Source organism: Arthrobacter zhaoxinii (assembly GCF_025244925.1).
Lineage (GTDB): Bacteria > Actinomycetota > Actinomycetes > Actinomycetales > Micrococcaceae > Arthrobacter_B > Arthrobacter_B zhaoxinii.
In genome coordinates this window covers 2,813,125-2,837,176 of the sequence record NZ_CP104275.1, presented here as the reverse complement: position 1 = coordinate 2,837,176, position 24,052 = coordinate 2,813,125, and the positions used below count along the sequence as shown (strand labels likewise).

The following is a 24,052-nucleotide window of genomic DNA, read 5'->3' as shown; positions in this document are numbered from 1 at the left end:
GGGTGCCCGGCCGGTCGCGTGCCGCTGGCCGCGTGCGGGTGCGCGGGAGCGGTCTCGGGACGGGCCCCGAGACCGGGCCCCGGCATGACGGCCCTCGGGCCTGTGGACCGGATCTGGGTGCTGGGCATGGGGCTTTCGCGGCCCGGCGGATCAGTGTTGGTTGGCCGTCTCCAGGACGGCGCGCAGCTCTGCGGCCTTGCGGGCACGGACAGCGGGCGGCACGATGGGCCGTTTCGGCGTGAAGTACAGGCCGTCGTCGGTCCAGCGGGGAAGTACATGCTGGTGGTAGTGCCAGACGTGCTGGCTGCCGGCAGGCTCGTTGTGCTGGCGGGTGGTGACGCCGTCCGGGTTCCAGGCTTTCTTGATGGCCACCGCCATGTCCCGGGTGACCAGCATGATCCGCGCCGCGACGTCGTCGGGCAGTTCATAGAGCAGCTCGTAATGCTCCCGAGGCGTGACGAGAACATGTCCCGGCTCCGGGTCGAAGCCGTGGGAAGCGATGAACGCAAGGACCAGGTCGTCGGAGTAGATCAGGTCGCCGGGCTCGCACAGGTTGCCGGGATACCGGAGCTCGCCCGAGGCCAGGTCGCAGAACGGGCACTCATAGCCCTCGGGTGCATGGCTGTGCCAGGTTTCTTCGCGGAAAACGTCCCTCATTGAAGGCTCAGTCCTCGTCCTCATCCTCTTCGAAAATCCACTCGAACATGTCCAGGACGTACTCGCTGAGGGTGCCTTCCTCGCTCTGCCAGTCACCGCGGGCGTTGTTGCGCCGCCAGACAATGGGATCCGGAACGTCCAGCTGGTCCGCCCGGATGCCCCAGACAAACTTCTCATCCTCGTCTTCGAGGAACAGCAGGTAGCCGTCTTCGATCTCGAGCTCGTCCGGATCCCAGAAGAAGTGGAAGGCCTCCATGAGGTCTTCGCAGCCGCCGACGGCAAGGTAGAACTCGCGCAGCACCAGCGGGATGGTGAAATCGTGGGCGGCCAGCATGGAGTCCAGCTCCCGCGCGGGGATGCCGTCTTCTTCCCGCCAGTTGTCCTCAAGATACTTGGGGACCAAGGCGCGGAATCGATCCAGGAAAATTTCACTCATGAGGTCTCCAAGCGTGCGTTGAGTGGATGTATTCCAATCCTAGCCGGGTCGCGGACCCGGTCCGGACGCCGGCGGACCTACGGCAGGCGCGTTGCCAGCCCGGGATAGTCGATGACGGTGCCGTCGGCATCAACGGTGAGTTCGGCGGTGAACCCGCGGTTAGCCGAGCTGTAGAGGACGACGGCGTGGCCCGGATCCGCCGAATAGGCCCGAACCTGCGAGTAGACCTGTTTTCCGGGGAGCACCCGCAGGCTGGGCATTTCCACCCAGGCCATGGTCAGCTCTGTTTCATCCGGGGGAGCGGAGTCGTTCAGCAGGTCCAGCCTCAGGATCGGCATGGTGTTGGTGAGCGGGCACAGGCCAAGGTCGCAGTCCTGGGCCTCATCCAAGCTGCGGGGGTCTGCGATACCGGGGGCGGGCAGGTCCGTGAGGCCGGATGTGGTTGTCTCGGCACTCCATCGGCCCTGGGTGCTGCGTTCGAGCTGCAGGCTTCGCGACCAGCCCTTGCCCTTCACCTCCACCGTCAGCCGGCGGGTGACCCAGCCCGGGGTGGTGGACAGGGTCCAGGCCGCCCGGTATTCGGAGGTGATCGAGGTGCCGGCGGCGGCAAGTTCCCGGTCCCGGAAAGACACCACTGCAGTGTCCGTGCGGTCCGGATCATCCTGACCCTGCCAGCGGACGGTCCTGGCCTGCGCGGTGGTAGTCATTCCTACAGGTTAACCGCCCAGACGGCGGACGTTCAGCGCCAAGTAGAGGTGTACCCGGTCGGCGGTGACCGCCGGGTCGTACCCGGTGAGCTCCGCAATCTGCGCCAGCCGGTAGCGGACAGTGTTGCGGTGCAGGCCCAGATCCGCGGCAACGGCGGCAACTGATCCGTTCAGGAGCAGGTACGCGTCCAGGGTGGGGATCAGGTGCGCACCGTGCCGGTCGTCGAAGGCAACCAGCGGGTCCAGGGCTTCGGCAGCCAGATCGGTGAGTGGAACATCACGGCTGGCCATCAGGAGGGAGGTCAGGTTCAAGCGCTCGGGTTCGTTCACTGACGCACCGTTCCGCAGCGCCTCCCGTGCCTCGAAGTAGCTCCAGCGCAGTCCCGCGGGTTCAGTGTAGGAACCGCCGATTCCCACCTTTGCCGTCAGCCCGGCTCCGAAGAGGTAATCGCTCAACTTCCCGGCCAGCCCGCTGGCCTCCGCCGCGGGAACCACCAGGGCGAGGCGGCTTTCATGGATGGCTGTGGGCGTGCCGCTGAATTCTGCAGGCAGCGGCAGTGCAGGCAGTGCACGGATCTGGCCGGAGGCCACCTCCACCAGCAGCACGGCCTGCCTCCGGTCAGCGTTGATGCCGGCTGCCTGAAGCCTCACAGCTGCGTCCTGTCCCGAGAGCAGGCCGTCCACCACGTCTCCCAGGAGCTGTCCGGTGACCTTCCTGCTGCTGGCCCGCCGTGCCGCCTGGTTGCTCAGTTCCACCCCGATCAGGCTTTGCGCATAGGCAACAATGTCCGGCTGCACGGACGGTTCCGCAATGGCCAGCGTGCAGCGGTCCCGCATTCCGGTGGGGACAGGGATCCGCGGCCAGGAGGCATCCGGCTCGGCTGTGGCGAAGACCGGAGCACCGTATTGGAACAGGGCGACGTCGGCCTTCACCAGCCGGGACAGTTCCGTCAGTAGCCGGGGCAGTCCCTTGCCGCTGAGCAGCGCCTCCGCCAGAACCCGATGGGCGGAAAGCAGCTGGTGGAGCTGGGTGACGTGCTCGGCGGAGAGGGAATCCGCAACAAGCTTCCCCAGGGCCATAAAGGGGGTGCGGTAGGGGACCTCGAACACGGGGAGTCCCAAGCGGTCCGCCTCGGCCAGCAGGGGTGCCGGCACCGTGTCATGGCTGAGGCCGGTACCGAACCCGATCCCGAGCGCGCCGGCGCGTTTGACGCTCTGCACGAAGCGGTGCTGGGCCGCACTGCTGCGGTGGCGCAGCCCCGTGGTCAGCACCACCTCGCCGCCGCCGAGGAAAGGGGAGGGATCCTCCAGCTCCGTGACGGCCACCCACTGAATGGGCTCATCGGAGAGCTCGGAGGATCCGTGACTCGTCAATTCCAGGCCGCCCGCAGCCAGCAGGTCCGAAAGTGTGATGGGCATTGCACCACTATAGGTGGAGAACTTTAGGCGGTTGCACTGCGGTCGTACTGTGGGGCTGTGCAGGTGGCCCTTCGTGTGAGAGGTGCTTCACAGTAGGTTTGAGGGAACCACCTACGCAGCGCCCGCCCCGAAAGGACGTCCGGCATGGCTGAGACATTGCAGAACTTCATCAACGGGGCTTTTGTCCCCTCCCGCGGAATCGACGTACTGGATGTCGTGAATCCGACCAACGGCGAAGTGGTTGCCGTGTCGCCGGTCTCCGTGCAGGCCGACGTCGACGCAGCGATGGACGCAGCCGCCGCTGCGTTCCGCACCTGGAAGCGCACTACTCCCAGCGACCGCCAGCGCATGCTGCTTCGCCTGGCCGATGCCCTGGAATCCAATTCCGACGAACTGGTGGAAGCGCAGCACCGGAATACCGGACAGGTGCGCTCGCTGATTGCTGCAGAGGAAGTAGCCGTTGGCGCGGACCAGCTTCGCTTTTTTGCCGGTGCAGCCAGGCTTCTGGAGGGCAAGTCTGCCGGGGAGTACATGGAGGGGTTCACGTCCTTCATCCGCCGCGAGCCGATCGGCGTCGTTGCCCAGGTGGCCCCGTGGAACTATCCGCTGCTGATGGCGGTATGGAAGATCGGTCCTGCCCTGGCCGCCGGAAACACGGTGGTCCTCAAGCCGTCCGACACCACCCCCGAATCCACTTTGGTCCTTGCCCGCCTGGCGGCAGACATCTTCCCTGCCGGCGTGCTCAACGTGGTCCTTGGCACCGGTGAGACCGGTGCGCTGATGGTGGAGCACCCCGTGCCCGGCCTGGTCTCCATCACCGGCTCCGTGCGGGCCGGCGTCGCCGTGGCCTCCGGCGCCGCAAAGACCCTCAAGCGGGCCCACTTGGAACTGGGCGGCAAAGCGCCTGCAGTTGTTTTCGCGGATGCCGACCTGGACCGGACTGCCACAGCCATTGCCGAGTTCGCGTTCTTCAACGCCGGTCAGGACTGCACTGCCATCACACGTGTGCTGGTGGAGGATTCCGTGCACGACGCCCTCGTGGACAAGCTGGTGGCTGCGGCGAAGGAACTTCGGACCGGCAGCGACAACGACGAAGAAAACTACTTCGGACCGCTGAACAACATCAACCACTTCAACTCGGTGAATGCCGTGATCGAAGCACTGCCCGCGCATTGCCGCGTGGAGACCGGCGGGCGGAGGGCCGGGTCGAAGGGATTCTTCTTCGAACCCACCGTCATTACCGGAGCGCGCCAGGATGACGACGTGGTGCAGAAGGAAACCTTCGGTCCCGTCATCACCGTGCAGAAATTCGATACCGAAGAGCAGGCCGTGGACATGGCCAACGACGTCGAATACGCCCTGGCCTCCAGTGTCTGGACCACGAACCACGGCCGCGCGATGCGCCTGTCCCGGGATCTGGATTTCGGCGCGGTCTGGATCAACACCCACATCATGCTCACGGCCGAAATGCCGCACGGCGGCTTCAAGAGCTCCGGCTACGGCAAGGACCTCTCCATGTACGGCGTGGAGGACTACACCCGCATCAAGCATGTGATGAGCGCACTGGACGCCTAGATCCGCGCCCGTTTCCCTACTCCTTCAGCGGTACCTCCGAAAGGCAGCTTCATGAGTACACCCGTTATTACCCCCAGCTACCGCCTTGAACAGCGACGCCGGATTACCGGCACCTTCCCGGGCCCGAAATCCGCTGCACTGGCGGCACGCCGTGCTGCCGTGGTGCCCAAGGGGGTTGCCTCCAGCGTTCCCGTATACGCGGCTGACGCGGACGGCGGGATCATTATGGACGTGGACGGCAACGCCTTCACCGACCTCGGTTCGGGCATTGCCGTGACCAGCGTGGGCGCTTCCGACCCCGCCGTCGTCGCTGCCGTGCAGGAACAGGTGGAGCACTTCACCCACACGTGCTTCATGGTGACTCCCTACGAGGGGTACGTGGCCGTTGCCGAACGTCTCGCTGAGGTCACTCCGGGGGACTTCGAGAAGCGGACAGTGCTGTTCAACTCCGGCGCGGAAGCGGTGGAGAACGCCGTGAAGATTGCCCGTTCGGCAACGGGACGCGACGCCGTCGTCGCTTTCGACCACGCCTACCACGGCCGCACCAACCTCACCATGGGACTGACTGCGAAGGCGATGCCCTACAAGACCGGCTTCGGTCCGTTCGCTTCGGAGATCTACCGGATGCCCATGAGTTATCCGTTCCGCGAGGAGAACCCGGGCCTCACCGGTGCAGAGGCCGCAGACCGTGCCATCCTGGCCATCGAGAAGCAGATCGGCGCGGACCAGCTTGCGGCGCTTCTGATTGAACCGATCCAGGGTGAGGGCGGGTTCATTGTCCCTGCCGAAGGCTTCCTGCCGCGGCTTGCCGAGTGGGCACGTGCCAACGGCGTGGTCTTCATTGCCGACGAGGTGCAGTCCGGTTTCTGCCGCACCGGCGAATGGTTCGCGGTGCAGCACGAAGGAGTGGTTCCGGACCTGATCACCATGGCCAAGGGCATTGCCGGAGGTATGCCGCTCTCCGCCGTTACCGGGCGTGCGGAGCTGCTCGACGCTGTCCATCCGGGAGGTCTGGGCGGCACGTACGGCGGCAACCCGGTGGCCTGTGCAGCTGCCCTGGCGGCAATGGACACCATGGTCAGCCAGGACCTGGCCGGTCGGGCACGACACATCGAGGAGCTTGTGCTGCCCCGGCTGCAGGCACTTGCGGTGGAAAGCGGCGTCGTCGGCGATGTCCGCGGACGCGGTGCCATGCTCGCCATGGAATTCGTCCGGCCGGGTACCAAGGCGCCCGACGCCGAGGCGGCGAAGGCTGTCGCGGCAGCCTGCCTGCAGGAGGGCGTCATTGTGCTGACCTGCGGCACTTACGGAAATGTGATCCGGCTGCTGCCGCCGCTGACCATCGGTGACGACCTGCTGCTGGACGCACTGGACGTGCTGGAAACTGCTGTCCGCGGGCGCCTCTGATAACTAGAGGCGTCCGGGTTTAGCAGCGTCACCAATGTGACTGGTGTTGTTTGTGTGATCTACGTCGTGTAGATTCGCGGGGCGCCCCCGGTATGGCGGGCGCCCCCGATTGCTGATCTCTCCAGCGCGGGCAGACCAGGGCCCTGCGGGTCCGGACGCAGAGGACTTTGTAGTGCGTGTAAGAAAACCTGTAAGCGCCTTGGCGGTTGCCCTGATTACCGTGGTGAGTGCCCTCGTGGCGCTTCCTACCGCGTCGGCAGCCACATCGGAGGCTCAGACTGCGGGCCGGATGTTCAGCCTGATTAACAACTACCGTGCGGAGTCAGGACTCGCACCGCTGGCTTGGAACCCGCAGATCGGTTCCGTTGCCCAGGAGTGGACCGCTGGTTCCGCCGTTGGTGCTGAAAGCGCCGGCGCCTACACCTACGGGCACAACCCGACCCTGCCGGCCGGATATCCCGCCGGTTCACAGGGCTGGTCGGAGAACATTGTCTGGAACTACGACGTCGACCAGGCGTTTTACTGGTGGGTAAACTCCGGACCGCACAACATGAACATGCTCAACCCGTCCTTCACGGACGTGGGTATAGGGGCGGTGCGCCTGACAGCGGGCCCTAACGAAGGTGCCTATCTGATCACTGCAGACTTCGGGAGGTATCCGGGCAGCGGTGGCGGACAGCCGGTTGCGCCCGCTCCGCAGCCAGTGGTGGATGACGCGGCAGAGAAGGCCAAGCAGGAAGCCGCCGCACGGGAGGAGTCCGAGCGGGTCGCCGCCGAGAAGGCTGCTGCTGAGAAGGCCGCAGCCGACAACGCTGCTGCTGAGAAGGCCGCCGCTGAGAAGGCAGAGGCTGACAGGGCTGCCGCCGAGAAGGCAGAGGCTGACAGGGCTGCTGCCGAGAAGGCAGAAGCTGACAGGGCCGCCGCTGAGAAAGCCGCAGCTGAGAAGGATGCCGCGGACAAGGCGGGAGCTGACACTGGCGCTGCCGAGAAGGCTGCCGCTGAGAAGGCCGAGGCCGACAAGGCTGCTGAGACTGCCGCCGCCGCGAAGGCAGAGGCTGACAGGGCTGCCGCCGAGAAGGCTGCTGCCGAGACTGTTGCCGCCGAGAAGGCCGCTGCTGAGACTGCCGCCGCCGCGAAGGCACAGGCTGATAGGGCCGCAGCCGAGAAGGCCGCCGCTGAGGAGGCTGCAGCGGAAAAGAATCAGCCGATTGTTGAACCGGCTGCCCCCGCTGAGACAGACGCACCGGTAGAAGTGCCAGCCCCCGTGGTCGACGAAACCGTGTCAGAACCGGCGCCCGCACAGCTGCCGACAGCGAACGTCGATGAGAAAGCCGGAGAAGATGCTGCTGACGCAAAGCCGGCCACCGATGCCGCACCTGTAAAGGCCGCACCCAAGGCCCCGGCCGCGATTGATCAGTGGAACGAGGCGAACCTCACCGAGGCCAACCGCGGCGGTTTCGTAGCCACTCCCCGTGGAAGCCTCTTGACCCTGAGCGGCCTGGAACCGAATGCGGCCTACCGCGTGGTGCTGCATTCGAACGCCATCGATCTCGGAACCATGACTGCCGATTCCGCGGGAAATCTTGCTGTTGATGTTCCTGCAGATCTGCCTGCGGGCGACCATCGGGTTGCGTTGACGCTCGGCGCCGAGTTTGTCGGCTGGCAGTCCTTCTCCGTTGAAGAGTCCGTGACGGTCCTGGGAGCTGCTGCAGGCACGGAGACGGGTCTGGAAGCCGATGCCCCGACTGCTGAGGTTTCTGCCGCCATGCCCGCCGGCGTTGCTGGGGGAGAGCTGGCCGCGACCGGCCTGGCTTCCTGGCAGCTGCTGACGGCCGTGCTCGGAAGTCTTCTGGTGGTCGCCGGTACCGCCGCCGTCGTTATGGCCCAGCGCCGCACGCGCCAGGCATAGACAAGAAACACAGCGAACGCTGCCCTTCACCTCCCGTTGCCGACGGGGCGGTGAAGGGCAGCTTTTGTACGCAGGCCATGGACGTCTTAGGACAACATGGGGTTCCTCGGCCGAAAGGCAGGTTTTGCGGGGCGGGTGCTGCTCGTCCGCCGGAGCCTGCGCAGCGCTATCTCCCACAATCTGCAAGGGCACCGCGGCTCGTTCCGGCTGTGGTGCCCCCTTCGTTGCTATGGGCGGCCAGAGGGTGTTGCTTGACCGCACACCGCACACCGCACGCCGCACGTCCTACGCAGTCACGGCAGCCGTTTCATGATGTGAGGAATTCCGGATGGAAGTAGGCGTTCCGCAGCGGTCGGCGGTCCGGATCAACGTAGGGCGGCGGCACGAACCATGGAACTCCTGCCCGCATGTAAGCCCGCCATTTCTCCTGGTGGATCAGGTGGTGGTGGAACGAGCACAGCAGCATTCCATTCCCGAGGTCCGTGCCTCCTCCGCGCTCCCAGAACGTGGCGTGATGAGCTTCCGTCCACGGCCCCGGGATAGTGCAGCCCGGAAAAGTGCAGCCGCGGTCCCTGGCCTGCAGTGCCTTGCGCAGGTGCGGTGGAAAAAGTCGTGCCGCTCGTCCCAGATCCAGGACCTGCCCCTGGGTCCCCAGGACGACAGGAATCAGATCTGCATCGCAGGCCAGTTTCCGAACGTCTCTTACCCCGATAGGTCCGGTGAAGGCGGCGCGGCCGGGTACGGGACGCTCCCGGGTACTCCGGCCCCCGGAAGGTTCACGGTGGGGGGTGCTGCCAGGATCGGCGGTGTGAAGGTGCTGATGATCCGGGTCGGTAGCGTCGTCCCGATTCTTCGGATTTCCCGGTCCCGATGGCTTCCTGTTCCTGCCTGCGACATCGCTGTCGGGTCCATGCGCTAATCCGGCCAGGAGGGCCTGATGGCTGATGGTGACCATAACCTGCGGCCGCAGACCTCCGGCAGCTGGCAGACCGCCGGATGAAAGAGCCGCGCGGACGGCCGCGAGCAACCCCTCCAGCAGCATTTGCGGGCGGGTCGGCCGAGGCAGCCGATCCGGAAGGCCGGACCCGGGAGCGGCGGTTGCGTCCACCGCCGTTGGACTCGTATGCGGCCCGCTGGATACGGGTGGGTTCCCCGCAGGCACCGTCTGGTGCGGATTAGCGGCACTATTGGTCAGCGTGGTTAATGCTTCGTGCTGCTCGTCGGTGCAGTAAATGTGCAGATGGTTCAATCCGTTCCGCCGCCGGCCCGGGAAGATTCCCTGGAAACGGCTGAGCTCTTCCTCGCTGGGCGGCTGGTCCTGGTCCAGAAGGGCAATCCAGTGTTTTGCCGTGCGGACGAGGAAGTCGTGGTCTTGATGAGAGCCAATATCCGCGAGCTGCTTCTCCATGGCCCTGAACGCTTCCGGTTCCAGCCGGGGCAGCGCTTCCTCCAGGGCGTGGGCAATGACGTCCAGGTCCGAGGCCGCCAGGGCAGCCTCGGCGCATGCGCCGGCAAGCAGCGGATACACCGGCTGCAGTGTTTCACCCGTCAGTGCCTGCCGGGGAAGGACAGACGCGGCCAGAGCCAGCCGGCGACGAGCGTCTCCCCGTGAGATGCGCAGCCGGGAACGAAGAAAATCCGCTGTGCTCCTAAACTCGCGCCATCGCCCGCCGGGCATCGGCGAGGAAGGGTTGGCTGTGGAGGAAGGGGATGCTGTGCCGGGGTCCTGCCCCGCTTCGGAATCCCGCAACCCGTCTGCGGTACTGAACGTCCGGGCAGGACGCTGTCGGTCAACGGCAGCAGCGGCGGTTAACTTCAGGTAGTCGGCGATGCGGGAGATTTCCTCGACCGCAGAGGCGAACTCCACGGCATCCTGAAGGCTGAGAAGCTCCCATTCCTCCGTCGCTTCCACACGCAGGGTAGACGCTGCGCTAAGGGCTCGTTCAGTGTGGTGGACCAGTGACACACCGGATGCATCCACCGAGGGAAATCCGGTCGGCAGCTGTAACTCGTTCAATGGTTCCAAAGCCATACGACAAGCGTGACGCACCGACCGGCAGGCGCCGGGCGCATTCCTCGGCGCCGGGGGCAACAACGCGGACGCCCGGTGAAGAAGCGGGCTGTGGAGGACCGGTCACGCCCCCGGCGCACCCGCTAGACGGCAGCGGCAGCACGCAGCCTGCGGTTGCGCCGCGGACCGCCGATCATGTCGATGGTCAGCATCACCAGCGCGAGCCAGACCAGACCGAAGCCTGCCCAACGCTCAGGCGGCATGGCTTCCTTGAAGACAGTCAGGGCCAGGATGAACTGCAGGGTGGGCGCCAGGTACTGCAGCAGTCCCACCGTGGACAGGGGCAGGCGGCGCGCAGCAGCGCCGAAGAAGATCAGCGGCACGGCGGTAATGACGCCGGAGGCGACCAGAAGCCAGAAGTGCCCCGCACCGTTGGAGGTCAGGGTTGCGGCACCGGTCATGGACAGCCAGATCATGACGCCCGCGGCGATCGGTGTGAGGACCGCCGTTTCAATGGTCAGGCTGGAGACCGCGTCAACGCGGGAGCCGATGCCCTTCTTGACCAGTCCGTAAAACCCGAAGCTGAAGGCCAGGGCCAGGGCCACCCACGGCACGGTTCCGTACGCCAGTGCCAGCACCAGCACGGCAATGAACCCCACTGCCATGGCTGCCCACTGCAGCGGACGCAGCTTTTCCTTGAGCACCAGTACGCCAAGCAGAACCGACACGAGCGGGTTGATGAAGTAGCCCAGTGCTGCTTCCACTGCGTGTTCGTTCAGCACCGCCCATGAATATGTCAGCCAGTTCACCGCGATCAGCAGGGCGGCGCCGGCAAGTGTTCCCACTGTCCGCGGATTTCGTCGGGCAGCGAGCATCGGCTTCCATGCCCGCATGACGGTGAGCAGGATGGCGCAGAAGACCAGGGACCAGACGACGCGGTTGGCTACGATTTCCACCGCTCCCGCCGGCTTGAGAACCATGAAGTAGAGCGGCAGCAGGCCCCAGAGCCCGTACGCGCCGACTCCGAAGAGAATGCCGGGCAGGTTTTCGCGGCCTGCCGCCGGCGTTCCTGCCGCCGGCGCTCCGGCCGTCCCCGGCTTCCCGGTCGACGTCAGGTCTCCCGACGCCGGATCAGGCGACGACAACGCACCCGACGACGCGGAACTACCGGAGGACGGAACGACGCCGGCATCGGCTGCAGCGTTACGGACGGCGGGCACGGGTTTTGAGTAAGGCACGTGGTGCTTAACACGCAGGTGCGGAGGCGTATTCCCGGGAGGCCTTCCGGGCGCTTTTCCGGACCGTTTAGACGACGGCGAACCCGGCATTTAGAATAAACAACTGTGTGTTAATTGCGCACCCAGAAGCTCAGAAGAGAAGAAGGACTATCAGTGACAAACCCTGCCGCGGACAGCGCCCAGCGTCCTTTGAGGGTCGCCATTATCGGCGCAGGCCCCGCCGGTGTTTACGCCGCCGACATCCTTACCAAAGCCGACCGGGACTTCGAGGTCAGCATTGACCTCTTCGACCAGTACCCCGCGCCCTACGGCCTCATCCGCTACGGAGTCGCTCCGGACCACCCGCGCATCAAGGGGATCGTCAACGCCCTGCACAAGGTCCTGGACCGTGGTGACATCCGGTTCCTCGGCAACGTCAACTACGGCGGCGACCTGACGCTGGCGGATTTCCGCCACTTCTATGACGCCATCATCTTCGCGACCGGAGCCATCAAGGACGCCCCGCTGAACGTGCCCGGCGTCGACCTCGAGGGTTCCTTCGGCGGTGCGGAATTTGTGTCCTGGTATGACGGCCACCCCGACGTTCCGCGGGAATGGCCGCTGGACGCCAAGGAGGTGGCAGTGATCGGCAACGGCAACGTGGCCCTCGACGTCGCCCGCATCCTCTCCAAGCACGCCGACGACCTGCTCACGACGGAAATTCCGACGAACGTCTACGAGGGCCTGAAGAAGTCCCCGGTCACCGACGTGCATATCTTCGGCCGGCGCGGACCGGCGCAGGTGAAGTTCACGCCGCTGGAACTGCGTGAACTCTCGCATTCGCGTGACGTCGATATTGTCCTGTACCCCGAGGACTTCGAATTCGACGAGGGCTCCGACGAGCAGATCCGCACCAACAACCAGACCAAGACCATGGTCAACACCCTCACCAACTGGCTCGTGGAGGAGCAGGACACCGGGGCTTCCCGCCGGCTGCACCTGCACTTCCTGCACAGCCCGGTGGAGATCTACGACGATCCCTCCAACCCCGGCAAGGTCGCCGGTATGAAGTTCGAGCGGACCGAGCTGGACGGCACCGGAAATGTGCGCGGCACCGGGGAGATTGTGGATTACCCGGTCCAGGCCGTCTACCGGGCCATCGGCTACTTCGGTTCCGAGCTGCCCGAAGTGGGTTACGACGCGCAGCGCGGCGTGATTCCCAACGAGGGCGGCCGCGTCATCAACGAAGACGGCGCTCCGGTGCCGGGCATCTACACCACGGGCTGGATCAAGCGCGGCCCCGTCGGGCTGATCGGGCACACCAAGGGCGATGCGCTGGAAACCATTGGATTCCTGCTGGAGGACCGGCTGAACCTGCCGGCCGCCACGCACCCGGACCCGTCGTCGATCATCGACCTGCTCGAGGAGCGCGGCGTCAAGTACACGACGTGGGAGGGCTGGCTGAAACTGGATGCCTACGAGCGCAGCCTCGGCGCGTCCTACATCCACCCCGACCCGCTGACCGGAGAACTCGTCCGCGAGCGCGTCAAGGTGGTTGACCGCGAGGAAATGACCCGCATTTCCCGCGGCGAGTAACCGTTCGCCGGTAAACCGCAGTTCCTCTGGCCTCCGCCGGTCCGCGCATGGGAGCATGTCCAACGAAGAGTTGTTGTTCCCTCACCGGGCAGCGTCCGCTACGGAAGACGTTGTCCGATTGTCAGCGTGGATAGGCGGGGGCCGTGCGCATTGCGGCGCAGAATCAAAGTGTTGCCCTGAACGGGCCGTCCGGCGTCCTGCCGCGGATACCTGCGGAAGCCTTACGCCGGAACGCGGTGCGGGCGCATGAGGCGCTCTCCTCCGGCAGCGGATGGCTGGAACGGCTGCGGCCGTCCGTCCGGGAGTCCTGGGTGCGGTCGCTTCAGCACCACCCGGACCCGGACGTCCCGCGTCCGGAATTGGTGTTCGACGACGACGCCCTGGCCCGCTATCGGGCGACCCATCCGCTCTCTGCCGTGATGCCGGTCATCCGCCGCCTGCTGGTGGGGCCGGGAGAGGACTCCGGGCTGCTGGTGGCCGTGGGGGATGAGCTGGGCCGGCTGCTGTGGGTGGACGGCGACGCGGTGCTGCGCCGGCGTGCCGAAGACATGCTGTTTGTTCCCGGCGCGGACTGGTCCGAACGCACGGTAGGCACCAGTGCCCCCGGAACCGCCCTCGCTACCGGCTCCGACGTACAGATTGCCGGGCCGGAACACTTCAGCCGGCTCGTCCACTCCTGGAGCTGCACCGCCGTCCCCGTGCATGACCCCGACACCGGCTCCGTGCTCGGCGTTGTGGACGTAACCGGAGGTCCCGAAGCCGTCGCCCCGCATACCCTGGCCCTGGTCCGGGCAGCCGTCGCCGCCGCGGAAGCCGGGCTCCAGGTCCAGCGACTGCAGGCAGACCGAGACGCCCCGCAGAAGGGATCCCTCGCCGGCTTCGGAGCGCCGCCGCGCCGTCGTGCAGGCCGCCCGGCGTCACCGCCCGCCAGCGACACGGAACGCCTGGAGCTGCTGGGCCGGGAGCGTGCGGTGCTGCATACCCGGGGCGGGTCCGTGGAGCTCAGCTCCCGGCACGGGGAGCTGCTGGCCGTGCTGGCCCTGCACCCCGGCGGCCTTACCGCCGAGGAGCTGGCCGCACTCGCGTACCCGGACGGCGGACAGGCGGGCACGGTGCGGGCGGAGATGCTGCGGCTGCGCAACCTGATGGAAACCGTCGCCGCCGGGACACCGGCCGAACCGCTGGTCCCGCGCTCCCGCCCCTACCGCCTGGCCAGGCCGCTGGTGGTGGACGCCGCGCAGGTCCTGCGGTTCCTGGAACAGGGGGCGCACCGGCTGGCGCTGGGGATGTACCGGGGACAGGTGCTGCCGCGCTCCGAAGCCCCTGCCCTCATCCGGCTGCGCGGCGATGTCTCGGCCGTCCTGCGGAAGGCGATGCTCTCCGACGCCGGGCCGGACGCCCTGCTGCAGTACCTGCACCTGCCGGAAGCGGAGCACGACGCCGAGGCCTGGCAGCGTGCCCTGCGGGTGCTTCCGCCGCGCTCGCCCCGCCGGGCCGCCGTCGCCGCCGCCCTGGAGCGCATCGAACGGGACTTGGCCTGACCGGATTCGGTCGTTGCAACCCGCTTGCAACGTTGCGTTCCGTAGCCTCGGGGATGTCCGCAACCGACATCGACGTCGAACGCACAAGGAGCCCATCATGACCGTTTATGCACAGCCAGGCACCGAAGGATCGAAAGTCACCTTCAAACCGCGCTACGAGAACTGGATCGGCGGGGAATGGGTAGCCCCGGTCAAGGGACAGTACTTCGAGAACATCTCGCCGATCAACGGCCGCCCGTTCTGCGAAGTAGCCCGCGGCACATCTGCTGACATTGACCTCGCGCTGGACGCCGCCCACAAGGCCGCAGGAGCCTGGGGCAAGACCGCGGTGGCCGAACGTGCCCTGGTCCTGACCCGCATCGCGGACCGGATGGAAGCCAACCTCGAGATGCTCGCCGTCGCCGAAACCTGGGACAACGGCAAGCCGATCCGGGAAGTCCTGGCCGCAGACCTGCCGCTGGCCATCGACCACTTCCGCTACTTCGCCGGCGCCATCCGCGCGCAGGAGGGCGGCATCTCCCAGCTTGATGACAACACCACCTCGTACCACTTCCACGAGCCGCTCGGCGTGGTGGGGCAGATCATTCCCTGGAACTTCCCCATCCTCATGGCCGTCTGGAAACTGGCTCCGGCGCTCGCTGCGGGCAACGCGATCGTGCTGAAGCCTGCAGAGCAGACGCCGACGTCGATCCTGGTGCTGATGGAGCTGATCGCGGACCTGCTGCCGGCAGGCGTGCTGAACGTGGTCAACGGCTTCGGCGTGGAGGCAGGCAAACCGCTGGCATCCTCGAACCGGATCCGGAAGATCGCCTTTACGGGTGAGACCACCACGGGCCGGCTGATCATGCAGTACGCCAGCCAGAACCTGATTCCGGTCACCCTCGAACTGGGCGGCAAGAGCCCGAACATCTTCTTTGCCGACGTCGCAGCCGCCGATGACTCCTTCTACGACAAGGCACTCGAAGGCTTCAACATGTTCGCCCTGAACCAGGGCGAGGTCTGCACCTGCCCGTCCCGCGCCCTGGTACAGGACTCCATGTATGACTCGTTCATGGCCGACGCGCTGGCCCGCACGGCACAGATCATCCAGGGCAACCCGCTCGATACCAACACCATGGTGGGTGCACAGGCTTCCAACGACCAGCTGGAGAAGATCCTGTCCTACCTGGATATCGGCAAGCAGGAGGGTGCGAAGCTCCTGGCCGGAGGCGAGCGCGCCCACCTCGACGGCGACCTTGCCGGCGGCTTCTACGTCCAGCCGACCGTGTTCGAGGGCACCAACAACATGCGGATTTTCCAGGAGGAGATCTTCGGCCCGGTGGTTTCAGTGACACGGTTCTCCGACTACGGCGAGGCCATGGCCATTGCCAATGACACCTTGTACGGACTTGGTGCAGGTGTCTGGTCCCGGGACGGCAACACCGCGTACCGGGCGGGCCGGGATATCCAGGCCGGCCGGGTGTGGGTCAACAATTACCACGCCTATCCTGCCCATTCCGCGTTCGGCGGCTACAAGTCCTCCGGCATCGGACGCGAGAACCACGCCATGATGCTGGACCACTACCAGCAGACCAAGAACCTGCTGGTCAGCTACGCCGAAAACAAGCAGGGGTTCTTCTAAACAGTCCCCGCCCCCGCCTAGGCTGGGGTGTCACCCGCCCTGTTCCGTCAATGAATAGAGGATTTCCATGACCGGCATGACTGAACCCCGGAAAGGCCGTGTCCACGGCCGCAGGGTGAGTGGGTACTGATGGATTCCTCCATCGCTTCTGAGCTGGACGCGGCTGCGGTGCTGCCCGGAGAGAATTTTTCCCGGGTGGCACTCACCCCGGAGGCTAAAGAACTGCTGCTGCGGCTGCGGCCGATCCACGGTGAGCTGATGTTCCATCAGTCAGGCGGCTGCTGCGACGGGTCCTCGCCCATGTGTTATCCAAAGGGAGAGTTCCTCACTTCAGAAGCGGACGTGCTCCTGGGGGTCTTTGACGTGGAGGGTGAGGAACTGGAGTTCTGGATGTCGCGTGAGCAGTTTGAGTACTGGAAACACACCCATCTGACCGTGGACGTAGTGACGGGACGGGGGAGTGGGTTTTCCGTGGAAGCGCCCGAGGGAAAACGCTTCCTCATCCGGTCCCGTCTGCTTGGGTAGGATCCAAATAGTAAGCTGACTGTTGAACCTGCCGTTTCGGACGGTAGTGTGCATGTGGACGGAACTTATCAAAGCCCAGTGAGGGCAGGAGAAGAGGAAGACCATGGTAAAGAAGTTTGTATTTTTGGCGGGCGCGGGTGTTGGCTACCTGGTTGGCTCCAAGGGCGGCCGCGAAAAGCTGATGCAGCTCTGGAATGACCCGAAGGTGCAGGAGACCGTGTCTCACGGCACCGATTGGGCAAAGGAAAAGGCTCCGGGCCTGCAGGACAAGGTAACGGGCGCCGCCAAGGATGCCGCATCCAAGGTCACGGGCTCCGGCAGCTCCAGCAGCACCGAGTCCGGCTCCAGCACGTCCACGGGCTCTTCCGCAGCGGGCAGCACGGGAACCAACGGTTCCTACACTTCCGGCGGCGAGCAGAAGATGACTCCGGCTGAACCCCAGCCCGAGGCCTAGTCTGATCAAAGCGCCGGACGGCGGGCGAAAGCCCGGCGTCCGGCGCTTTTTCGTTCCCGGCGCTTGGGCGATGCCGCCGGTCCCTGCCACTTCAACCGATAACTTCAACCGATAATAAGTCCCGCCGAAAAAGCGGAACCTGCACGGCAGCATGCACGTTGGACATGCAACGGGTGCACGGGGGTGTACGGGGGACGCCCGGGGATCGAACGCGGATTTGGCTGTGGGCGGTTCGTCCTGCAGCAGCGCCCCCACCGAGGGACGACGGCGCCGGTGGTGCCGGGAAGTGGATGTTCGAAGAAGGAAAACCCCCGGGGGACCGCCGACGGGAATAACAGGCAACCGTGTGTCCGTTATCTTCGGCTAGTATCGAGTGCCCCGAAGCAATAGAAACTACGGATTTGGAGTGTGAGCCGAGAATATGGCTACAGATTATGACGCGCCGCGCAAGACTGAGGAAGAGGCCGGTCCGGCTTCGATCGAAGAGCTTCAGGCCCGGCGCAGCGATAAGCAGTCTGCCGTAGTTGACGTGGATGAAACGGAAGCGGCCGAAGGATTTGAGCTGCCCGGTGCAGACCTGTCCGGCGAAGAACTGCTCGTCCGGGTGGTGCCGCCGCAGGAAGACGAATTCACCTGCAACTCCTGCTTCCTCGTCCGCCACCGCTCCCAGCTTGCCGTGGAGAAGAACGGCCTGGCCTACTGCAAGGACTGTGAAGGCTAACCACCCCGCTACCTCAGCCGCCGCACCGCCAGGGTGCGGCGGCTACCTGTTTAATGGGCCGGACAGTAAGAAGGGAACGCAGATGACCGGAACGACGACGGCGGTCCTGCTGGCTGCCGGTGCGGGTGTACGCCTCGGGCGCGGGCCAAAGGCGCTGCTGCCTTTCCATGGCCGGCCCCTCATCGAACATCAGGTCCGGGTTCTTCTTGCCGGCGGCTGTACCGGTGTGGTGGCGGTGCTGGGGGCAGGGCACTCGGAGGTTTTGGCCGCCGCCCGGCTGCAGAACACGGAAGTGGCGGTGAACCCCCGCTGGGAGCTCGGGATGGGCACCAGCTACCGCTGCGGGGTCCAGGCGGCGCTGGCACACGGCCCCGCGGCCGTGCTCATAGCCCTCGTGGACCAGCCCGGCCTGAGCCCGGCCGTGGTGGCACGCGTCCTCGCCGCTGGGCAGCCCGGCAGGATCGCCGCCGCAGGGTACCGGACAGCCGAAGGCAGGCTGCGGCGCGGACACCCTGTTCTGTTCGATGCTTCCCTGGCCGTGCGAAGCCTGGGCCCGGATGCCGGCTATTCCGCGGCTGAACATGCACGGAAGAGAAAGCCGGGCGTCGATCCGGATACCGGCGCCCGTTCCTTCCTCGAAGCCCGTCCGGAGCTGGTGGACGTCATTGACTGTTCCGACCTGGCCGATGGGCGCGATGTGGACACCGAAGCGGACCTCGTCCTGTTAGACTGATGGCTTCGTAGGGGAGTATCCCGAAACGCCGATATCCGTCAACACGTGGAGCACCGACGCTCCGCCGGGTTCAGCGGTCAGTTCAGACTGGCGGGAGAGACCTATGCTCCTTTGGCGTACCCTACGAAAGCAGACATCTCATGACTGTTTCCCCCTTGGCCTGGGGAGTGACCATTGTGGTCATCCTGGCCCTTCTGGCCTTTGATTACTTCTTCCACATCCGCAAGGCGCACATTCCTACGCTGAAGGAAGCGGCCATCTGGTCCTCCATCTATGTAGGCCTCGCCTTGGTCTTCGGCGGTGTTGTCTGGGTCCTTGGCGGAGCCCAGATGGGCACCGAGTATTTCGCCGGATACATCACCGAGAAGGCGCTTTCGGTAGACAACCTGTTTGTCTTCCTGATCATCATGGCGAGCTTCCGCGTTCCGCGTGAAGACCAGCAGAAGGTCCTGCTCTTCGGCATCGTCTTCTCCCTGATCGCCCGTACCGCGTTCATTCTTCTCGGCGCCGCGCTGATCAACTCCTTCTCCTGGGTCTTCTACATCTTCGGCCTGATCCTGCTGATCACGGCGGGCAACCTGCTCAAGCCGGAAAGCACGGAGGGCGACGACGAAGCCAACAACTTCATCATTCGGCTGGCCCGCAAGATCTTCCACACCTCGGAGAACTACGACGGGGACAAGCTGTTCACCATGGAGAACGGCAAGCGCGTCCTCACCCCGATGCTCCTGGTCATGGTGGCCATCGGCGGCACCGACATCCTCTTCGCGCTCGACTCCATCCCGGCGATCTTCGGCCTGACCCAGAACGTCTTCATCGTCTTCACCGCCACGGCGTTCTCGCTGATGGGCCTGCGCCAGCTCTACTTCCTCATCGACGGCCTGCTGGACCGCCTGATCTACCTCAGCTACGGCCTGGCAACCATCCTGGCCTTCATCGGCGTCAAGCTGGTCCTGCACGCCCTGCATGAGAACACGCTGCCCTTCATCAACGGCGGCGAGCATGTTCCGGTCATCGAGATCACCACCGGCCTCTCGCTCTCCGTCATCGTGGGCGTTCTCGTCGTGACCGTCATTGCGTCCCTGGTCAGCCCCGCGGGCAAGGCCATGACCGCCGTCAACAACGCACGGCGGCATGCGGACGCCTACCTGGACCTGACCTACACTGCCGATCCCGCCGAGCGGGAGCGCGTTTACAAGGCCCTGTGCGACGAAGAGCAGGACATCCTGAAGATGGACCTCAAGTACCGTGACAAGGTCAAGGACATCGAAGAGATCCGCGAAACCGTAGCCCGCGCACACAGCGAGCACGAGCGGTACCTCTCCCGCTAGCGGATACGCCGGCGGGCACCTGCAGAAAAACAGGGCATCCCGGGCAGCCACAGTGCTGCCCGGGATGCCCTTCGCAGTGAAGCCCCGGCGGGACCGGTGCGCCGATGGCCCCGGCCCCGGCCCCGCTGCTTAGCGGCCGGTACGGTGGTGCGCTACCGGAGCATGCAGCAGCGCACCGGAACGCCGGACGGCAAAACCCAGACACAGTCCGGCGGCCAACGAACCCAGCCCGGCGGCAACCAGATCTGTCATGGTGTCCGCGTAGCCGACGTTGATCCGCGCATCCACATACGTGTGGCCCCACCATTCACCGATCTCCCACAGCACACTCATTCCCAGCCCCAGTGCCAGCACCAGCAGCGGAACCACCACCGGAAGCGACCGCGAGGCCCGATGCGGACGCTGAACCGCGGGAACGGCGCCGAACTGCACGAGCAGGAAATAGGCGATCACCGCGAGGACACCGGTGGCGGCGCAGTGCACGGCCAGATCCCACCACGGGATGCGGGCGTAGAGGTCCGCAACACTGCTCCATGCGGCGGTCAGCAGCACCAGGCCGTAGACGGCGTCGAAACCGGGGAAGACGGCCAGCGCCCGGGAGACCAGAAGTCCCAGCAGCACCAGCAGGAACAGGGCCGTTTCCACCGGTCCCAGCAGCACCATAGCCGCGGCAGCACTCAGCACGCCCAGCACACGCACCGCGTCCGCAAGGTACTCTTTCCCGGTCCCCGGCGGGCGGAGCAGCGCATCGATCATGCTCCTACGGTAGCCCGGCACCCCCGTAGGAAGCAGTACACATCGAAAACCGCCCGGAGAGCCCCCGGCTCCGCGCTAAACTCAGCCCATGCCCTCCGAGCTTCCGGCAGTGTCCGTGGTCATCCCGTGCCGAGACGACGCTGTCTTCCTGGAAGCCTGTCTGTCGTCACTGGCTCGGCAGAGTGTGCCGCCCCGGGAAATAGTGGTGGTGGACAACAACAGCAGCGATGCCAGCGCCGAGGTTGCCCGGCGGTTCGGCGCCCGGGTGGTCTTCGAGGCGGTTCCCGGAATACCTGCCGCTGCCGGCGCCGGGTACGACGCCGCCGCAGGAAACACGGAACCGGACTCCATTATTGCGAGATGTGACGCCGACTGTGTCCTTCCCCCGGACTGGATTGCGCGGATAGCTGAAGCCTTCGCTGCGGATCCGCGGCTGGAAGTGCTCAGCGGCCCCGGGGTTTTCTACGGCATGCCCCGGCTGCGGGCGTTGCTGCTGTCCCGGCTGTATCTGGGGTCGTATTACCTGGCGATGGGGTCGGCCCTGGCCCACTGGCCGTTTTTCGGCTCCAACCTGGCCCTCCGCGCCGGGGCCTGGGAGGAAGTCAGCCGCGAAGTGCACCGCGGGGATCCGGAGATGCACGACGACGTGTGCCTCAGTTTCCACCTTGGCCAGGGACGGCGGTGCCGGCTGGACCGGAGCCTGGTTGTAGGGATGGCGCCGCGGGCGGTGCAAAGCCGGGCCGGAATTCTCCTGCGCTTCCGCCGGGCCTTCCACACCCTGGCCTGTCACTGGCCCGGGGAATATCCCTGGGTCCGCTGGGCGCGACGGTTTACGGGCAGCGGAACCGCGGCACCGGCAGACTCAGTGCAGCCTCAGGGATAAAGCAGCGGCAGCTGCAGCACCAGCCACGGGCTGAACGCCCAGGGCGTCAGCCGGACCGCAGGAACTAGCTGGGCCGGATCGGCCCACTCCCAGTCCATGACCTCGTCCGCGGCGGGGAGCGGATCGGCGTCGGCAACAGCCGTGTAAACGGGGCAGATCTCGTGCTCGACAATTCCGGACGCGTCCACGGCCCGGTAACGGAAATCCGGAAGCCGCACCGTCAGGTCCCGCACTTCGAGCCCGAGCTCGCGCCGGGCACGCCGGACCACGGCGTCCTCGGTGGCTTCCCCGGGACCGGGATGGCCGCAGAAGGAATTGGTCCACACTCCCGGCCAGGTCAGCTTGGACAGCGCCCGCCGGGTGACCAGCAGCTGGCCGCGGGAATTGAAGACGTGTGTGGAGAACGCCAGGTGCAGCTCGGTATCCGTGGTGTGCACGCTGGCTTTGTCCCGGACGCCCACGGGACGGCCGTCATTATCGACGAGAACCACCTGTTCAGTGCTCCCCGTCATTTCTTCCCCTTGTCCCATACGTGTTTACTTTACCTATGGAAACGCACCCCCCGCTCGACCTGTCCGCCGGCGAGGACCAGGTGGAGGTTGTCCTGCAGCAGTTCTTTGAGCAGGCCAAGGACCGGGCGGCGAAGCTGGGACCCGCCTATCTGTCCCTCTGGCAGACACTGGAAAATTCGGCTGCCGGCGGCAAACGGGTGCGTCCCCGGATCCTTTTGACGTCCTACCTCACCCTCGGAGGCACGGACCGCGGCGCTGCTGCCCGGGTGGGTGCGGCCTTTGAACTCCTGCACACCGCGCTGATCGTCCACGACGATGTGATTGACCTCGACTTCACCCGCCGCGGCCAGGCAAACGTGGCCGGCGTCTTCCGGGGGCTCGCAGCCGCAGCCGGCGTCGAAGAACGCGCCGCCCGGCACCGCGGACTGTCCGCAGGGGTGATTGCCGGCGACCTGGCGCTGACCGGAGCCTTCCGGCTGCTGGACCGTCTTGAGGTGGACACCGAGGTGCGGCTGCGCCTGGCAGACATCCTTGACGAAGCAGTGTTTGCCTCGGCCGGGGGCGAACTGATCGATGTGGACCTGTCCTTCCAGCCCGGGGCGCCGCCGGTTGACGAGATTCTGCAGATGGAGCGCCTCAAGACCGCTGTCTACTCCTTCGAGGCCCCGCTGCAGGCGGGCGCGGTGCTGGCAGAGGCGTCGAACGACGTCGTCGACGTCCTGGGCCTGTACGGCAGGGACATCGGGATCGCCTATCAGGTGGTGGACGACCTGCTGGGTGTGTTCGGTGCCGAAAGCGCAACGGGCAAGTCCAGCTTCTCCGACCTGCGCGAGGGGAAGCGCACGGTCCTGGTCTCCTACGCTGCGGGAACGCCCCAATGGGCCGAACTGTCGGAACTGCTGGGCAGCCCTGCACTGACCGCCCGTGATGCCGCCCGCGCCCGGGAACTGCTGGTGACCTGCGGAGCCCGGGACTATGCGCGGGGCCTGGTCCTCGACTACGCCGAGCGGGCCCGCCTCCACCTGCAGTACCCGGCCATACCGCCCGCCCTGCGCACCGCCCTGTCCGCGGTCACGGACCGCGCCGTGAACCGGGGGCGGTAATCCGTGGCAGCTGAGCAGGGCCTGGCCCTCTACAACACTGTGGCGCGGCAAACCGCAGCCGTGCTGATCCGGTCCTATTCGACGTCGTTCGGGCTGGCTTCGAGACTGCTGGCCGCCCGGACGCGCAGGCAGATTGAAACCATCTACGCGCTGGTCCGGCTGGCGGACGAAATTGTCGATGGCGTGGCGGCGGAGGCGCTGGTTCCCCACGCGGAGGTCGGCGTGCTGCTGGATGAGCTGGAAGCGGACACTGAACGTGCCCTGCGGACCGGCTACAGCGTCAACCTGGTGGTCCACGCGTTTGCGGTGACAGCGCGGGAAACCGGGATCGGACCCGACCTCACACGGCCGTTCTTCGCCTCGATGCGGGCCGATCTGGAACAGACGGCACACACCGAAGCCAGCTTCAACGAGTACGTCTACGGTTCCGCCGAGGTGATCGGACTGATGTGCCTGGAGTGCTTCCTGCACGGGATGTCGCTGCCCGATGACCAAGCCAAGGCGCTGCGCGAAGGCGCCCAGCGCCTGGGCGCGGCATTCCAGAAGGTCAACTTCCTACGGGATCTGGCCCAGGACTTCGAGACCCTGGGACGCAGCTATTTCCCCGGGGTCACCGTGGAGGCCTTCACCGAGGCGGATAAGCACCGGATCCTGGACGGCATTGACGCCGACCTGCTGGTTTCGGGCGCCGCCGTCGCGCAGCTGCCCGCAAACTGCCGGGCCGCCGTCGCGCTCGCCCAGGACCTGTTCAGCGAACTGGCCCGCCGGCTCCGCACCACCCCCGCGGAGCAGCTGCGCACCACCCGGGTCCGCGTCCCCAACCCGGTGAAGGCGCGCATCGCAGCGCGCGCAGTCCTGACCCGCCGAGTCGCCGGGCACCGCGACCGCAGTGAAAACCACTCCCGCGACGCCGCGGGAAACGAAAGGCAACCATGAGC

At 65.9% G+C, this 24,052-nt stretch carries 22 protein-coding genes; 14 read left to right on the top strand and 8 right to left on the bottom strand.

Going from position 1 to position 24,052, the window contains the following annotated elements:
- Positions 1-150 precede the first annotated feature (150 nt).
- From N2K95_RS13225 to N2K95_RS13210, 4 genes are all read right to left on the bottom strand, one after another.
- A complete protein-coding gene (locus N2K95_RS13225; RefSeq protein WP_260651901.1) occupies positions 151-657 on the bottom strand; it encodes an HIT family protein in 507 nt (168 codons plus the stop codon).
- A gap of 7 nt (positions 658-664) precedes the next feature.
- Positions 665-1,093, bottom strand: coding sequence for a hypothetical protein (locus N2K95_RS13220; protein ID WP_260651900.1), 429 nt, complete (start codon positions 1,091-1,093; stop codon positions 665-667).
- Positions 1,094-1,170: 77 nt separating this feature from the next.
- Positions 1,171-1,800 (bottom strand): putative glycolipid-binding domain-containing protein, encoded by a 630-nt coding sequence (locus tag N2K95_RS13215; RefSeq protein WP_260651899.1) that lies wholly within the window; start codon positions 1,798-1,800, stop codon positions 1,171-1,173.
- A gap of 9 nt (positions 1,801-1,809) precedes the next feature.
- Positions 1,810-3,219, bottom strand: a complete 1,410-nt coding sequence (locus tag N2K95_RS13210) for a PucR family transcriptional regulator (protein WP_260651898.1) — start codon at positions 3,217-3,219, stop codon at positions 1,810-1,812.
- A 144-nt stretch (positions 3,220-3,363) separates the two neighbouring features.
- Between N2K95_RS13210 and N2K95_RS13205 the strand changes: the two genes are divergently transcribed.
- From N2K95_RS13205 to N2K95_RS16355, 3 genes are all read left to right on the top strand, one after another.
- A complete protein-coding gene (locus N2K95_RS13205) occupies positions 3,364-4,794 on the top strand; it encodes a gamma-aminobutyraldehyde dehydrogenase (RefSeq protein ID WP_255790687.1) in 1,431 nt (476 codons plus the stop codon).
- A gap of 51 nt (positions 4,795-4,845) precedes the next feature.
- Positions 4,846-6,201 carry a 4-aminobutyrate--2-oxoglutarate transaminase gene (gene gabT, locus N2K95_RS13200; protein WP_260651897.1) on the top strand — a complete coding sequence of 452 codons (1,356 nt, stop codon included), beginning with the start codon at positions 4,846-4,848 and terminating at the stop codon, positions 6,199-6,201.
- Positions 6,202-6,373: 172 nt separating this feature from the next.
- The gene (locus N2K95_RS16355; protein WP_260651896.1) at positions 6,374-8,110 is read left to right on the top strand and encodes a CAP domain-containing protein; all 1,737 of its coding nucleotides are present in this window, start codon (positions 6,374-6,376) and stop codon (positions 8,108-8,110) included.
- Between the two features lie 307 nt (positions 8,111-8,417).
- Here N2K95_RS16355 and N2K95_RS13190 read toward each other — a convergent pair whose 3' ends face one another.
- Together N2K95_RS13190 and rarD are read right to left on the bottom strand one after the other, a co-directional pair.
- Entirely contained in the window at positions 8,418-9,977 is a 1,560-nt protein-coding gene (locus N2K95_RS13190; RefSeq protein WP_260651895.1) for an HNH endonuclease signature motif containing protein, read from the bottom strand.
- Positions 9,978-10,264: 287 nt separating this feature from the next.
- The gene (rarD, locus tag N2K95_RS13185; protein ID WP_407080084.1) at positions 10,265-11,341 is read right to left on the bottom strand and encodes an EamA family transporter RarD; all 1,077 of its coding nucleotides are present in this window, start codon (positions 11,339-11,341) and stop codon (positions 10,265-10,267) included.
- A gap of 171 nt (positions 11,342-11,512) precedes the next feature.
- Between rarD and N2K95_RS13180 the strand changes: the two genes are divergently transcribed.
- The 8 genes from N2K95_RS13180 (at position 11,513) to N2K95_RS13145 (ending at position 19,860) form a co-directional block, all read left to right on the top strand.
- Positions 11,513-12,934 (top strand): FAD-dependent oxidoreductase, encoded by a 1,422-nt coding sequence (locus N2K95_RS13180; RefSeq protein WP_260651894.1) that lies wholly within the window; start codon positions 11,513-11,515, stop codon positions 12,932-12,934.
- A gap of 143 nt (positions 12,935-13,077) precedes the next feature.
- A complete protein-coding gene (locus N2K95_RS13175; RefSeq protein WP_260651893.1) occupies positions 13,078-14,475 on the top strand; it encodes a helix-turn-helix domain-containing protein in 1,398 nt (465 codons plus the stop codon).
- Between the two features lie 97 nt (positions 14,476-14,572).
- Complete coding sequence (gene exaC / locus N2K95_RS13170; protein WP_255790678.1) at positions 14,573-16,096, top strand: acetaldehyde dehydrogenase ExaC; 1,524 nt, start codon at positions 14,573-14,575, stop codon at positions 16,094-16,096.
- Between the two features lie 129 nt (positions 16,097-16,225).
- Positions 16,226-16,621 carry a DUF779 domain-containing protein gene (locus N2K95_RS13165; RefSeq protein WP_260651892.1) on the top strand — a complete coding sequence of 132 codons (396 nt, stop codon included), beginning with the start codon at positions 16,226-16,228 and terminating at the stop codon, positions 16,619-16,621.
- Between the two features lie 103 nt (positions 16,622-16,724).
- Entirely contained in the window at positions 16,725-17,075 is a 351-nt protein-coding gene (locus N2K95_RS13160; protein WP_255790671.1) for a hypothetical protein, read from the top strand.
- Between the two features lie 421 nt (positions 17,076-17,496).
- Entirely contained in the window at positions 17,497-17,796 is a 300-nt protein-coding gene (locus N2K95_RS13155; protein WP_146360892.1) for a DUF4193 domain-containing protein, read from the top strand.
- An 82-nt stretch (positions 17,797-17,878) separates the two neighbouring features.
- Entirely contained in the window at positions 17,879-18,529 is a 651-nt protein-coding gene (locus tag N2K95_RS13150) for a nucleotidyltransferase family protein (RefSeq protein ID WP_260651891.1), read from the top strand.
- Between the two features lie 140 nt (positions 18,530-18,669).
- The gene (locus tag N2K95_RS13145) at positions 18,670-19,860 is read left to right on the top strand and encodes a TerC family protein (protein WP_260651890.1); all 1,191 of its coding nucleotides are present in this window, start codon (positions 18,670-18,672) and stop codon (positions 19,858-19,860) included.
- Positions 19,861-19,989: 129 nt separating this feature from the next.
- On the opposite strand, the gene N2K95_RS13140 is transcribed toward N2K95_RS13145, so the two are convergent.
- Positions 19,990-20,616 carry a hypothetical protein gene (locus N2K95_RS13140; protein WP_260651889.1) on the bottom strand — a complete coding sequence of 209 codons (627 nt, stop codon included), beginning with the start codon at positions 20,614-20,616 and terminating at the stop codon, positions 19,990-19,992.
- Between the two features lie 88 nt (positions 20,617-20,704).
- Here N2K95_RS13140 and N2K95_RS13135 point away from each other — a divergent pair, with 88 nt between their 5' ends.
- On the top strand, positions 20,705-21,499 hold the full coding sequence (locus N2K95_RS13135; RefSeq protein WP_260651888.1) for a glycosyltransferase family A protein: 795 nt from the start codon (positions 20,705-20,707) through the stop codon (positions 21,497-21,499).
- Here the strand turns inward: N2K95_RS13135 and idi are convergent.
- Complete coding sequence (idi, locus tag N2K95_RS13130) at positions 21,490-22,011, bottom strand: isopentenyl-diphosphate Delta-isomerase (RefSeq protein ID WP_260651887.1); 522 nt, start codon at positions 22,009-22,011, stop codon at positions 21,490-21,492. The genes N2K95_RS13135 and idi overlap by 10 nt on opposite strands.
- 35 nt (positions 22,012-22,046) lie before the next feature.
- Here idi and N2K95_RS13125 point away from each other — a divergent pair, with 35 nt between their 5' ends.
- Positions 22,047-23,114 (top strand): polyprenyl synthetase family protein, encoded by a 1,068-nt coding sequence (locus N2K95_RS13125; protein ID WP_260651886.1) that lies wholly within the window; start codon positions 22,047-22,049, stop codon positions 23,112-23,114.
- A gap of 3 nt (positions 23,115-23,117) precedes the next feature.
- Positions 23,118-24,050: a phytoene/squalene synthase family protein gene (locus N2K95_RS13120; protein WP_260651885.1), complete on the top strand. Its 933-nt coding sequence runs from the start codon at positions 23,118-23,120 to the stop codon at positions 24,048-24,050.
- Positions 24,051-24,052 lie beyond the last annotated feature (2 nt).